General features: G+C 67.6%; 13 protein-coding genes. 10 read left to right on the forward strand and 3 right to left on the reverse strand.

What is annotated here, in order from left to right; translation table 11 throughout:
* The first annotated feature begins 87 nt into the window (after window positions 1-87).
* The 8 genes from AC4D16_RS00700 (at window position 88) to nrdF (ending at window position 9,328) form a co-directional block, all read left to right on the forward strand.
* Entirely contained in the window at window positions 88-1,515 is a 1,428-nt protein-coding gene (locus tag AC4D16_RS00700; protein ID WP_490953594.1) for an NAD(P)/FAD-dependent oxidoreductase, read from the forward strand.
* Complete coding sequence (locus AC4D16_RS00705; RefSeq protein ID WP_490949348.1) at window positions 1,512-2,237, forward strand: DUF1365 domain-containing protein; 726 nt, start codon at window positions 1,512-1,514, stop codon at window positions 2,235-2,237. The genes AC4D16_RS00700 and AC4D16_RS00705 overlap by 4 nt, the downstream gene beginning before the upstream one ends.
* The gene (locus AC4D16_RS00710) at window positions 2,234-3,514 is read left to right on the forward strand and encodes a class I SAM-dependent methyltransferase (protein WP_490949347.1); all 1,281 of its coding nucleotides are present in this window, start codon (window positions 2,234-2,236) and stop codon (window positions 3,512-3,514) included. Before AC4D16_RS00705 ends, AC4D16_RS00710 begins: the two co-directional genes overlap by 4 nt.
* Before the next feature lie 178 nt (window positions 3,515-3,692).
* Complete coding sequence (locus tag AC4D16_RS00715; protein WP_490949519.1) at window positions 3,693-4,898, forward strand: class I SAM-dependent methyltransferase; 1,206 nt, start codon at window positions 3,693-3,695, stop codon at window positions 4,896-4,898.
* 470 nt (window positions 4,899-5,368) lie between these two features.
* Window positions 5,369-5,614: a glutaredoxin-like protein NrdH gene (gene nrdH / locus AC4D16_RS00720; RefSeq protein ID WP_490949346.1), complete on the forward strand. Its 246-nt coding sequence runs from the start codon at window positions 5,369-5,371 to the stop codon at window positions 5,612-5,614.
* Between the two features lie 39 nt (window positions 5,615-5,653).
* Entirely contained in the window at window positions 5,654-6,118 is a 465-nt protein-coding gene (nrdI, locus tag AC4D16_RS00725; RefSeq protein WP_490953595.1) for a class Ib ribonucleoside-diphosphate reductase assembly flavoprotein NrdI, read from the forward strand.
* On the forward strand, window positions 6,115-8,274 hold the full coding sequence (gene nrdE, locus AC4D16_RS00730; protein WP_490949344.1) for a class 1b ribonucleoside-diphosphate reductase subunit alpha: 2,160 nt from the start codon (window positions 6,115-6,117) through the stop codon (window positions 8,272-8,274). Before nrdI ends, nrdE begins: the two co-directional genes overlap by 4 nt.
* A gap of 79 nt (window positions 8,275-8,353) precedes the next feature.
* The gene (nrdF, locus tag AC4D16_RS00735; RefSeq protein ID WP_490949343.1) at window positions 8,354-9,328 is read left to right on the forward strand and encodes a class 1b ribonucleoside-diphosphate reductase subunit beta; all 975 of its coding nucleotides are present in this window, start codon (window positions 8,354-8,356) and stop codon (window positions 9,326-9,328) included.
* 95 nt (window positions 9,329-9,423) lie between these two features.
* Here nrdF and AC4D16_RS00740 read toward each other — a convergent pair whose 3' ends face one another.
* From AC4D16_RS00740 to AC4D16_RS00750, 3 genes are all read right to left on the reverse strand, one after another.
* Entirely contained in the window at window positions 9,424-10,458 is a 1,035-nt protein-coding gene (locus AC4D16_RS00740) for an AAA family ATPase (protein ID WP_490953596.1), read from the reverse strand.
* A gap of 207 nt (window positions 10,459-10,665) precedes the next feature.
* A complete protein-coding gene (locus tag AC4D16_RS00745) occupies window positions 10,666-11,088 on the reverse strand; it encodes a hypothetical protein (protein ID WP_490953597.1) in 423 nt (140 codons plus the stop codon).
* Window positions 11,089-11,137: 49 nt separating this feature from the next.
* A complete protein-coding gene (locus AC4D16_RS00750; protein WP_490949340.1) occupies window positions 11,138-12,025 on the reverse strand; it encodes a ribonuclease Z in 888 nt (295 codons plus the stop codon).
* Between the two features lie 240 nt (window positions 12,026-12,265).
* Between AC4D16_RS00750 and AC4D16_RS00755 the strand changes: the two genes are divergently transcribed.
* Window positions 12,266-13,048, forward strand: coding sequence for a CPBP family glutamic-type intramembrane protease (locus AC4D16_RS00755; protein ID WP_490954638.1), 783 nt, complete (start codon window positions 12,266-12,268; stop codon window positions 13,046-13,048).
* Window positions 13,045-13,668: a DNA alkylation repair protein gene (locus tag AC4D16_RS00760; protein ID WP_490953598.1), complete on the forward strand. Its 624-nt coding sequence runs from the start codon at window positions 13,045-13,047 to the stop codon at window positions 13,666-13,668. The genes AC4D16_RS00755 and AC4D16_RS00760 overlap by 4 nt, the downstream gene beginning before the upstream one ends.
* Window positions 13,669-13,705: the final 37 nt, after the last annotated feature.

Genomic DNA, 13,705 nt, shown 5'->3' on the forward strand with positions numbered 1-13,705 from the left:
GCCATCCGATCGAGCGGTACGGGGCGGCCTGGAGCGAGTCCGCGGCACCCGCCGGGAGGATCACCGGAACAGCCCGCAGGAGACGAGATGCCCGAAGACACGACGCCCGACGTCGAGCTTACCGACGATGACGCGAGCGTCGGCCGCCGCCGCGTGGCGGTCATCGGCAGCGGCGTCTCCGGACTGACCGCCGCGTGGGTGCTTCGGAGCGACAGTGCAGTGACACTCTTCGAGGCGGACGACCGCCCGGGCGGGCACGCCCACACCCACCAGGTCGATCTCGCGGACGGTTCGACCACGGGCGTCGACACCGGTTTCATCGTCCACAACGACCGGACCTACCCCACACTCCTGCGGCTCTTCGAAGAGCTCGGCGTACCCACCCAGGACTCGGACATGAGCATGTCCATCCGCTGCGACGGCTGTGGCCTCGAATACGCGGGTGCCAAGGGAAGGCGCGGTGTCTTCGCCCAGCCCGGCGTGCTCCTCCGCGGACGCTACCTGAGGATGCTGCTGGAGATCCTCCGCTTCCAGCGGGCCGCGCGGGCGCTGCTCCGACGCACCGCGGGGACACCCGGCGAGGACGCGGACGCGACCCTCGGTGACTTCCTCGAGGCCAACGCCTTCAGCGATTACTTCACCTCGCACTTCATGACGCCGGTGGTGTCCGCTGTCTGGTCCTGCGACCCGGCGACGGCGCTCGCCTACCCGGCCCGCTACCTGTTCTCCTTCATGGAGCACCACGGCATGCTCACCATCAAGGGCTCCCCGCAATGGCGCACCGTGACGGGCGGGTCCGCGGAATACGTGCGGCGCGTCGTCGACCGGCTCGACGACGTCCGGCTCGCCAGCCCGGTCGAGTCCGTGCGGCGCACCGCCGACGGCGTGCTCGTGACTTCTCCCGCCGGCACCGAACTGTTCGACGCGGTCGTCGTCGCGACCCATCCGAACCAGGCCCTCGCCCTGCTCGACGGGCACGGCGACGGACACGGCGACGGGCACGGTGACGGAGGGGGCGGGAGCGACAGGGATCGTGCATCCCTCGCCGCGTCGGTGCTCGGGACCATGCCCTACTCGGTGAACACGACGCAGTTCCACACCGACGAATCGGTGCTGCCGCATGCGGAGGGTGCCCGCGCGTCCTGGAACTACCGGCTGCCCTCCTGCGACGCGACGCCGGACCGCGTGCTCGTGTCCTACGACATGACGCGGCTCCAGCGTCTCGAGGGGCGCACCAACCACCGTTTCATCGTCAGCCTCGGCGAAGGCGAACTGATCGATCCGGCCACGGTGCTGAAGACCATGGTGTACGAGCATCCGCAGTACACACCGGAGTCGCTCGCCGCGCAGGCCCGCCTGGGAGAGCTCGGCGACGAGCGCATCGCGTTCGCCGGCGCCTACCACGGGTGGGGCTTCCACGAGGACGGGGCCCTGTCCGGCCTGCGTGCCGCCGAGCGGATCGGTGGGACCTGGGACGGCAATCCGGCCACCGAGCGCGCCACCGTGCGGGCATGAACGCCTTCCTCTACCCGACCGTGATCCGTCACGTCCGGCGCTCACCGCTGCGCAACGAGTTCACCTACCGGAGTTACACCTGGCTCGTGGATCTCGACGACCTGCCCGTGCTGCCCGTGTGGCTCGCACCCTTCGCGCGATTCCTGCCCGAGGATCACCTCGGTGACCCGGACCGCACCATCCGGCAGAACATCGCCGAGTTCCTCCGCTCCGAGGGTCGGCACGACGACGGCGGACGGGTCACGATGCTGGCCGGCGGCCGCGTCCTCGGCCGGGTGTTCAACCCGCTGTCGCTCTTCTGGTGCCACGACCGCTCCGGCGCCCTCACCGCCGTCGTCGCCGAGGTGCACAACACCTACGGCGAGCGCCACTGCTACCTCCTCGACGTCGACGACCGCGGTGCCGCACGCACCGAGAAGCGCCTGTACGTCTCGCCGTTCAACCCCGTGGAGGGTGAGTACGAGATGCGCGTACCCGAGCCGGGCGAGAAGCTCGGTGTCGCCGTCGTCCTGCACCGGGAGGCCCACGCACCCTTCACCGCGACGATGACGGGCCGACGCCTGCCGGCGACGACCTCCACGATCACGAAAATGGCGCTCGCGGTTCCTGTCGCCCCGTTACGCGTGGTCGTCCAGATCAGATGGCAGGGGATTAGACTCTGGCTGCGGCGGCTGCCCGTCAGCCCCAGGCCGCGTCACCAGCACCAGGAGGCCGTTCGATGAGCACCACCGTTGTCCCCTCGCAGTCCGGGGTGGACCCGGCCGTCTGGCCCGGCATCGCCGGTGTGCCGAGCGGCCCGAGGAACAGGATCGCGGCCACCGTGGCCGAGAAGATCTTCACGGCTGCGGTGAACACCCTCCAGCTGCGGGTCATCTACGACGACGGGACGATCTTCGGCGCGCCGGGGGGCGGCGCGCGGCCCGAGATGCGCATCCACCGCCCTGCGGACTTCTACGCGCGGCTGGGCGACAACGGGCTGATCGGGCTCGGGGAGTCCTACATGGCGCTGGACTGGACGGCGTCCGACCTCACCGAGGTGATCGAGGTCTTCGCGGCGCGCGCCGCGCACCTGGTTCCGGTGCCGCTGCAGAAACTGCGCGGACTGTATCTTCCGAAGCCGCCGCGCAGGGAGCGCAACAGCACCGCCAACACGCGGTCGAACATCTCCCGTCACTACGACCTCTCGAACGAGCTCTTCGCGTTGTTCCTCGACCCGACCATGTCCTACTCCAGCGCCCTCTTCGACGCGACGGGCAAGGACCTCCTGAACGTCGAGTGGGACGACCTCGCGGATGCGCAGGGTCGGAAGATCGACCGGCTCCTCGACCAGGCCCAGGTCGGCGCGGGGTCGCGCGTCCTCGAGATCGGGACCGGCTGGGGCGAGCTCGCGCTCCGGGCCGCCGGCAGGGGGGCCGAGGTCGTGTCGGTGACACTGTCCAGCGAACAGAAGGAGCTGGCCGAGCAGCGCATCAGTGAGGCGGGGCTGTCCGATCGCGCGCGGGTCGAGCTGAAGGACTACCGGCTCGTCGAGGGCCAGTACGACGCCGTGGTGTCGGTCGAGATGATCGAGGCCGTGGGATTCGACTACTGGGGTGTCTACTTCCAGACCATCGACCGGGTCCTGGCACCGGGCGGGCGCGTAGCCATCCAGGCCATCACCCTGCCCCACGAGCGCATGATGGCCACCCGCCGGTCCTACACGTGGATCCACAAGTACATCTTCCCGGGCGGGTTCATCCCGTCGGTCCGCGCCATCGAGGACGTCACGGAGCGGTACACCAGCCTCCGTGTCCGCGAGCGGCTGTCCATGGGGGACCACTACGCCCAGACGCTCCGGCTCTGGGAGGAACGCTTCCTCGCCCGCCACGAGGAGGTGCACGCGCTGGGCTTCGACGAGACGTTCGAGCGCATGTGGCAGTTCTACCTCTGCTATTCGAGGGCCGGTTTCCAGGCGGGGTACCTCGACGTCCAGCAGTTGATCTTCGATAGACGGCCCTGACACCACCACTACCTCCACCACGCCGGGCGGACGCTCGGCGAGTCCGCTGCTCCACCCTCGTGAGAAAGAACTCCCCGTGACAGACCTCGACCCCGGCACGACCACCGGCACCCCCGCCCCTCAGGACAGGACCGTCGAGGGCCTTCCCGGTGGCGGGGTCGCGGGCAAGCTCGCCGCGATCCTCGCGCCGATCGTCGGGGGAGCGCTGCCCGTGCACCTCGTGGCCTGGGACGGCAGTACCGCGGGCGCGTCCGACCAGCCCGAGGTCCGCCTGAACAGCGTCAACGCGCTGCGCCGGATCCTCTGGAGCCCGGGCGAGCTAGGCGTCTCGCAGGCCTACGTCACCGGGGAACTGGACGTACCGGGCTCACTCGAGCACGCGCTCACCCATCTCTGGACCGTCATCGGCCGGCGCGGGTTGTCCATGCCGAGGCTGACCCCCCAGCTCCTCCTTCAGCTCGGGAAGGTCGCGCGGGAGGTCGGGGCGCTCGGCGCGCCGCTGCCCGCACCGGCGTCGCAGGCGAAGATCAAGGGGCGCCTCCACAGCCTGCTCCGGGACCGCGCTGCGATCAGTCACCACTACGACCTCTCCAACGACTTCTACGGCCTGATCCTCGACGACCACATGGCGTACTCGTGCGGGTACTGGCTCTCCGAGGAGCCCGGCTACACGCTCGAGGACGCCCAGCGCGACAAGCTGGACCTCGTCTGCCGGAAAGTGGGCCTCGACGCCGCTCCGGGCCTGCGGTTCCTGGATGTGGGCTGCGGTTGGGGTTCGCTCAGCCTGTACGCCGCGGAGCACTTCGGCGCGAAGGTCACCGGCGTCACCATCTCGAAGGAGCAGAAGGCGTTCATCGACCAGCGGATCGCGGAGCGCGGCCTCGGCGACCGCGTCGAGATCAGGCTGCAGGACTACCGTGACGTGAACGACGGCCCCTACGACGCCGTCGCGTCCCTCGAGATGGGGGAGCACGTGGGCCAGGAGAACTACGGCACGTACACCTCCACGCTGTTCCGGAACGTGGTTCCCGGCGGCAAGGTGCTCGTCCAGCAGATGTCGCGGCACGGCAAGCACCCCGGCGGCGGCCCGTTCATCGAATCGTTCATCGCGCCCGACATGCACATGCGCCCGGTGGGGGACACCGTCACCCTGATCGAGGGAGCCGGCTTCGAGATCAGGGGTGTCCAGGCCCTCCGGGAGCACTACGTCCGCACCATCGACGCCTGGCACGAGCGCTTCGAAGCGAACTGGGACGAGGCCGTGGCGATGATGGGCGAGGAGGTTGCCCGCGTGTGGCGGCTCTACATGGTGGGAGCGTCCATGACCTTCCGCGACGGTCGGATGGGCGTCGACCAGATCCTCGCGCAGCGCCCGTCCCGCTAGACGCCCGCACAGCCGGCACTCCTCGATCACGAGGGGTGCCGGCTGTCGTCGTTCCTGCCCTGCCCGGAGAGGGTCGGCGCACCTGGAGACGGTCCGGCCGCCGTCGGAACGGTGCAGCACGACACGCCGAGGACACGGCGACACGACGTCGTTTCTGCCTGTGCGGAAGTACTCCACAGCTCTGTGGACGACGCCTCGGATCGCGCCTCGAAGAGCGCCGTTCCGGGCTTTTCGTGGCCCGTCGTCTGTGGACATCATGTGGACTACTCGGAGCAGGAATGACATACTTGTAATACATCATGTGGGGGTCTGCCTCAGTCGGTCGCACTAGATGTAGTATCGAAGGACAGAACAGCCGCTGGTCGGGCACGAGCCCCACGGCGCGGGAATCCCCGGATTTCACCCCCTTCCCGGGGCCGCGCACAGCCCGCAGCACCACGAGTCAGCAGTAGAGGAAAAGGGGACAGGACATGACCGTCACGGTCTACACGAAGCCGGCCTGCGTACAGTGCAACGCCACGTATCGCGCTCTGGACAAGAAGGGCATCGCCTACCAGAGCGTCGACATCTCGCAGGACCCCGCGGCTCTCGAGCGTGTCCGCTCGATGGGCTACATGCAGGCTCCCGTGGTCATCACGGACAACGACCACTGGTCCGGGTTCCGTCCCGACAAGATCAGCGCCATCGGCGACTCCACCGTCAGTTCGGTGGCCTGAGCGGTTCCCGGAGGGGAACCGGTCAGCACGATCATCGCGATGAGCGCCGGAGTGGACGAGCGGGTCGCCCAGGCGGCCGACGCCGGTGAGGCCGAAGGGCCCGTCACCGACGCCTCGCTGATCTACTTCTCGTCGGTCTCGGACAACACCCACCGGTTCGTGGAGAAGCTAGGCATCCGGGCAGCACGTCTGCCCGTGCTCACGAAGGCTCCCACGCTCACCGCCACCCGCCCGTACGTCCTGGTCCTCCCCACCTACGGAGGCATCACGGGCAAGGGGGCGGTTCCGCGGCAGGTGGTGAAGTTCCTGAACGAACCACAGAACCGCACCCTCCTCCGGGGGGTCATCGGGGCAGGCAACACCAATTTCGGTGAGACCTACTGCCGTGCCGCCGACGTCGTCGCCGCGAAGTGCGACGTCCCCGTTCTGTACAGATTTGAAGTCATGGGCACGTCCGAGGACGTGGACCGAGTCACCCGAGGATTGGAAGAGTTTTGGACATGAGTGTTGCAGAGACCGAGACGGGCGCTCCCGCCGCGACGGTGGACCGTTTCAAGGACCTGGGCTACCACGAGCTCAACGCCATGCTGAACCTGTACGGACCGGACGGTGAGATCCAGTTCGACGCCGACCGCGAGGCCGCGCACCAGTACTTCCTCCAGCACGTGAACAACAACACCGTGTTCTTCCACGATCTCGAGGAGAAGCTCGACTACCTCGTGAAGAACGAGTACTACGAGCGCGAGACGCTCGACCAGTACACGATGAACTTTGTCCGTGATCTCTTCAAGCGTGCCTATGCCAAGAAGTTCCGCTTCGAGACGTTCCTCGGCGCCTTCAAGTACTACACCTCGTACACGCTGAAGACGTTCGACGGGAAGCGCTACCTCGAGCGCTACGAGGACCGCGTGTGCATGGTGGCCCTCCACCTGGCTCGCGGCAACCAGCAGCTCGCCGAGCAGATGGTGGACGAGATCATCGACGGCCGCTTCCAGCCCGCCACCCCCACCTTCCTCAATGCCGGCAAGCGCCAGCGCGGCGAGCTCGTCTCCTGCTTCCTGCTCCGCATCGAGGACAACATGGAGTCGATCGGCCGCTCCATCAACTCCGCACTGCAGCTCTCCAAGCGCGGCGGTGGAGTCGCGTTCGCGCTGACGAACATCCGCGAGGTCGGCGCGCCGATCAAGCAGATCGAGAACCAGTCCTCCGGCGTCATCCCCGTGATGAAGCTCCTCGAGGACAGCTTCTCCTACGCCAACCAGCTCGGCGCCCGTCAGGGTGCCGGCGCGGTGTACCTGCACGCGCACCACCCGGACATCAACCGCTTCCTCGACACCAAGCGCGAGAACGCGGACGAGAAGATCCGCATCAAGACGCTGTCCCTCGGCGTCGTCGTCCCGGACATCACCTTCGACCTGGCCAAGCGCGACGAGGACATGTACCTGTTCTCGCCGTACGACGTCGAGCGCGTGTACGGGATGCCGTTCTCCGACATCTCCGTCACCGAGAAGTACTACGAGATGGTGGACGACGCCCGGATCAAGAAGACCAAGATCAAGGCCCGCGAGTTCTTCCAGACCCTCGCGGAGATCCAGTTCGAGTCCGGCTACCCGTACATCATGTTCGAGGACACCGTGAACCGGGCCAACCCGATCGACGGCAAGATCATCATGTCCAACCTGTGCTCGGAGATCCTCCAGGTCTCGCAGCCCACCACGTACAACGAGGACCTTTCCTACGACCACGTGGGCAAGGACATCTCCTGCAACCTCGGGTCGATGAACATCGCGAAGACCATGGACTCGCCGAACTTCGCTCTCTCCATCGAGACCGCCATCCGCACACTGTCCGCCGTCTCGGACATGAGCCACATCAGCTCGGTGCCTTCGATCGCCGAGGGCAACGATGCCTCGCACGCCATCGGCCTCGGCCAGATGAACCTGCACGGCTACCTCGCCCGTGAGCGCGTCCACTACGGCTCCGAAGAGGGCCTGGACTTCACGAACATCTACTTCTACTCCGTGGTGTACCACTGCATCCGGGCGTCGAACCTGATGGCCATCGAGACCGGCCGCACGTTCGCCGGCTTCGAGCGCTCCACGTACGCCAGCGGCGAGTTCTTCGACAAGTACACGGAGCGTGCCTGGGAGCCGACCACGGCGCGCGTGCGGGAGCTCTTCGCGAACGTGCACATCCCCACGCAGGAGGACTGGCGAGCGCTGAAGGCCTCGGTCATGGAGCACGGCATCTACAACCAGAACCTCCAGGCCGTCCCGCCCACCGGCTCGATCTCCTACATCAACAACTCGACGTCCTCCATCCACCCGGTGGCGTCGAAGATCGAGATCCGCAAGGAAGGCAAGATCGGCCGCGTGTACTACCCGGCGCCGTACCTGACGAACGACAACCTGGAGTACTACCAGGACGCGTACGAGATCGGTTTCGAGAAGATCATCGACACCTACGCCGCTGCCACGCAGCACGTGGACCAGGGCCTGTCCCTGACGCTGTTCTTCAAGGACACCGCCACGACGCGCGAGATCAATAAGGCCCAGATCTACGCGTGGCGCAAGGGCATCAAGACGATCTACTACATCCGCCTGCGCCAGCTGGCCCTCGAAGGCACCGAGGTCGAGGGCTGCGTCTCCTGCATGCTCTAGCAGTCCCCGCGGCCAGGACGTCGGTCCGGCGTGGCATCATCGGCACCAGGTACCACCAACCTCAGACAAGGAACACACCATGAGCGGGAAACTGAAGCTCGTCGACCAGGTCCAGGCCATCAACTGGAACCGCATCCAGGATGACAAGGACGTCGAGGTCTGGAACCGACTGGTGAACAACTTCTGGTTACCGGAGAAGGTGCCGCTGTCCAACGACGTCCAGTCCTGGGCCACGCTGACGCCGGACGAGCAGCAGCTCACCATGCGCGTGTTCGCCGGACTGACGCTGCTGGACACGGTGCAGGCCACTGTGGGCGCCGTAAGCCTCATCCCGGATGCGATCACGCCTCACGAGGAGGCCGTGCTCACGAACATCGCGTTCATGGAGTCCGTGCACGCCAAGAGCTACTCGTCGATCTTCTCCACGCTGGCCTCCACCAAGGAGATCGACGAGGCGTTCCGCTGGTCCACGGAGAACGTGAACCTTCAGAAGAAGGCGAGCATCGTCACGGAGTACTACCGCGGCGATGATCCCCTGAAGCGCAAGGTCGCCTCGACGCTGCTCGAGAGCTTCCTGTTCTACTCCGGCTTCTACCTGCCGATGTACTGGTCCTCCCGCGCCAAGCTCACGAACACCGCCGACCTGGTGCGCCTGATCATCCGCGACGAGGCCGTGCACGGCTATTACATCGGGTACAAGTTCCAGCGTGGCCTCGAGAGCGCGACGCCGGAGCGCCGCCAGGAGATCAAGGACTACGCGTTCGAGCTGCTCTTCGAGCTGTACGAGAACGAGGTCCAGTACACCCACGACCTGTACGACGGCGTGGGTCTGGCCGAGGACGTCAAGAAGTTCCTGCACTACAACGCCAACAAGGCGCTGATGAACCTCGGCTACGAGGCGATGTTCCCGTCGTCCGTCACCGATGTGAACCCGGCGATCCTCTCGGCGCTGTCACCGAATGCCGACGAGAACCACGACTTCTTCTCCGGCTCGGGTTCCTCCTACGTGATCGGCAAGGCCGTGAACACCGAGGACGAGGACTGGGACTTCTAGGTCTCGACGCACCGCTCATGCAACCAGAAGTAGGCCCGGTCGGGACGTCCGACCGGGCCTACTTCCATGTCCGATCCCTTACACCGCCGGGTGCTTCAGGTAAGCCAGCTCCACCACCGGGACGGTTCGGGCTCCGGTCCGGGCTCGGGCTCCGGCTCCCCGCCGAGGGCCTGTGCGGCCTCGACGAGGTCCGTGGCGGTGAGCGTCATGACGTCGTCGCGGTCGAGCGCGTCGAGCTGCTGGTCAGGGTCGAGGGACAGCCTCAACGCCTGCCGGTTGAGTGACTGCTCGAACAGCGTGCGGGCGAAGCGGGCGTTTCCGGAGTCCTCCCCGACGTGGAGGCCCAGGAAGATGCGGCGCAGCATTTCGTCCGCGCCCTCGGCGAGGACGTACTCGTGCTGCGCGAGCATCTGGTGGAAGATCGTCCGGAGTGCGTCGACCGAGTAGTCAGGGAAGGTGATCTCCCGGGCGAAACGGGACCTCAGACCGGGGTTGGAGAGCAGGAACGCCTCCATCAGCTGCGGATATCCGGCCACGATGACCACCAGTCGATGACGGTGGTCCTCCATCCGCTTGAGCAGGACCTCGATGGCCTCCGGCCCGAAGTCCATCCGGCCGTCGTCGGGCGTCAGGGCGTAGGCCTCGTCGATGAAGAGGACGCCGTCGAGCGCCCGCCGGATCACCCGGTCCGTCTTGATCGCGGTCGCCCCGACGTACTGCCCCACGAGTCCGGACCGGTCCACCTCCACGAGATGGCCCTTCTGCAGCAGGCCCACCGCGCGGTACATCTCCGCCAGGAGCCGTGCCACGGTGGTCTTGCCCGTCCCGGGATTGCCGAGGAACACGAGGTGCTGGGACGTCGCCACCTCGGGCAGACCGTGCGCCTTCCGCCGTGCCTGCACCTGGAGGAGGGCGACGAGCGCACGCACCTGCTCCTTCACGGTGTCCAGACCCACGAGGGCGTCGAGCTCGGCCTGTACCTCCGCCAGGGGTCGAGCCGGACCGGGACGCGTAGAGAAGTACTCCCCGCGCAGGTCATCGACGCGTTCCGAGCCCGACGTCTTGAGCTGGTCGGTCAGGTGGCTCAGGGTCTCGCGGATGTCATCGAGCGGATTACGGCCGGCGGCCATGGCGTCCTCCTGTGCAGCTGGTCGTCCGCGGCCGTCGATCTCCCCCGGGAAAGGGTCAACACGGATCTCACGGAGCGGCGTGGGCCCACCAGTCCGACGGGATCCTCACCACGCTATCGCAGTTCGTGAAGCGGTACCCGAACATCACGGTGGTGGTCTTCTGTGCACATGGGTCATGCGACCGCGCGTCGACCGCCCTGGTGGTAATCAGGTAGGCCGCTCGGCTGAGTGCCTCAGGTCCCGCACGACGCGCACGAGCGCCACGGTGAGGGCGCCCGCCACCGGTGTCCACACCGCGCGCTCGACGCGCGACGGCGAAGCGAGGTTCATGGCCGTCCCGAGCGCCATCAGGGCCGTCACGACGGTGAGCACCCGACGCTTGGCGATCCTGCTCCGGGTGGTCAGGGTCAAGGCCGACAGCCCGCCGTAGAGGAGGGTCGCCCCGGCACTCGAGGCACGGAGGCGCGCCGGGAGGGTGCCGCGGTGACCGCCTCCGTAGGACGCGCCTCCCCACGGCGCTCCTGCGGCCAACGCCGCCTGGAAGGCAGCAATCACGAGGAACAGGGCCGCCGCGATTCTCTCGGCGGGCGAGGAGGAGATCCGGGCACTCGTGTTCATATGCTGCTGCATGATCGCATCCTAGCTACCTGACCGTGCACGGGCCTCAGAGCTGTTGGCTTCAGCCGCGCTGCCGGTCCGGGAAGGCGATGCGGTCGAGATCCTCAGCCGCCACCACCGTGGCGTTTCCGGCAGTGGCCCGGGCCTGGGCCGCCAGCACCGACACGTCGTCGTACCGTGAGGAGAAATGCGTCAGGACGAGGGACGCCGCGCCGGCTGTGCGCGCGATCGAGCCGGCTTGCCCCGCCGTCAGGTGGAGGTAGCGTTCGGCCAACGCGGCGTCGTCGGCGCTGAACGTACTCTCCGCCACCAGGAGATCGACGCCGTCCGCGAGGGCGAGGGCGCCGTCGCAGACGGCCGTGTCCATCACGAACGCGAAGCGTCGGCCCGGGCGGGGGACCGAGACGTCCTCGAGACGCACGGCGCCCAGCCGCCCGTCGCGCTGGAGGCGTCCTACGTCGGGCCCCGCGATCCCGGCCCCGGTCAGGAGGGCGGGGACGAAGCTTCGACCGTCGGGTTCCACCAGCCGATACCCGAAGGCGTCGATGCGGTGGCGCAGGGGCTCGACGTCGAGCCCGGGGGCTACTGGTCCGGCGGCGCCGTGCGGCACGAGGTGGAGATCGAGGCCGGGCGTCGCGAGTGACACCAGCGCGCGCACCACGTCCTCGCCCGAGGCGGGAAAGTGCAGGTGCACGGGGTGCTGGACGCCGTCGAGCACCATCCGGGAGAGCACGCCGGGCAGCCCCAGGCAGTGATCGCCGTGCACGTGGGTCAGGCAGATCCTCGTGATCCGCGACGCCGGGACACCCGCGAAGGTGAACTGTCGCTGGGTGCCCTCACCGGGGTCGAAGAGGATGCCCTCACGCTCCCAGCGGAGGAAGTAGCCGTTGTGGTTGCGCGTGCGGGTGGGGACCTGGGATGCCGTTCCGAGGACGACGAGCTCGCGCATGCCTCCAGTGTGGCAGCAGTCGGATCAGCACCGGGATCAGGGGCTGATCGGCGGTCCACGCGCCAGAACCCGGTGGACGCGGCGGCCTGCTGCGGAAAGAATGGTGCGACGACCTCGCGGAGCCCTGCCAGGCGCAGGCCGCCGACCAAGGAGCATCTCGTGGAGCAGCAGGCATCGACTGCGGACCGCCCCCGTTCGGGCGATGTCCGGCGTGACTGGAAGCAGGGGCCCTCCACGGTCCTGTCACGGGAGCTCATTCCCGCTGCCCTCGTCTCGCTCTCGGGCTTCGTGCTCCTCGTGCTGCATCAAGCCGTCGCCGGATATCTCGTGCTCGCCGTCGCGCTGGGAATCGCCGCGGTGATCAACAGGGCCCTGTTCAGGGATCTGCTCCTCATCGCCTTCGGTCTGCTGGTCATGACCCTCGTTCCCATCACCACCGACATCAGCGTGGAGCACATGACCGTCATGGGGGCCGCGATGATCGTCGCCGTCGGTGTTCCGTATGCGGTGTCACGCTTCGTCTACCGCGACCACGCCATCACGTACCCCGTCCGGACCGGTCAGCCGTGGACGCGCGCGGAGAAGTGGTATCTACCGGTCGTCGTGCTGCTGGGATACGCACTGCTGCCCGCCTACATGCTGGGCACGGGCGTCTACACGAACTGGCCGGCTGCGCGTGAGCCCGACGAGATCGTCCGACTCTTCATCGGCACCAACGGGCTCGGCATCTGGGACGAGCTGTTCTTCATCTGCACCGTCTTCGCGCTGCTCCGCCGCCATCTCCCGATGCTGCAGGCGAACCTCCTGCAGGCGGTCCTCTTCACGAGCTTCCTGTGGGAGCTCGGGTTCCACGCCTGGGCACCCCTCTTCATCTACCCGTTCGCGCTCCTGCAGGCCTTCATCTTCACGCGGACGCGATCGCTCTCCTACATCATCTGCGTGCACCTGCTCTTCGACCTCGTGCTGTTCCTCGTCCTGATCCACGCCCACACGCGTGAATGGCTCGACATCTTCCTCTGGTGACGGACGGGGAGAGCGGAGCGGCGGCCTTCATCGACGCGGCGCTGCAGTACGAGAGCACCTGGCAGCGCGCCGAGGAGTACGAGCGGCGGCACGGTCCGGACGTCGCCCACTACGGTGCCTCGACGGGCGCGGTCCGCGGGACCATCCGCGACGCCCGGCGGCGCTACCCGGAGCTCGGGCACGACGACGTCACGGCCCTCGCCTCGGAGTTGTGGCAGCGGCCGGTCTTCGAGCGGCGGCTCGCCGCTGTGGTCCTCCTCCAGGCGTTCGTGCCGGTCCTGCGCGCCACGGACCTCACGCGCGTCGAGGGGTTCCTGAGGACGGCCCAGCTCGATGACCTCGTCGATCCGCTGGCCGTCGACGTCGTCGGGCCCCTGCTCCTCCGCCTCGACGGGCAGGACGCGGCCCGCGCGCGGTCCGTCGTCCAGCGGTGGGCGGCCGACGACGCGGCATGGCTGCGCCGCGCGGCCGTCCTCGTGCACCTACCCGCGTTCCGGCAGGGACAGGGCGACGACGCCGCCTTCAAACGCACCGTCCGGGCGACCGCCGGCGTGCGGCAGGGCCGGGTCGCCCTGGTCGAGGAGGCCCTCGACCTCGTGCGCACTGTGGGGAGCCCCTGAGCGATCCCGACCGATCCGGGCCGCGTAACAGTGTGGC

It is taken from the genome of Arthrobacter sp. TJ-236 (assembly GCF_058269235.1).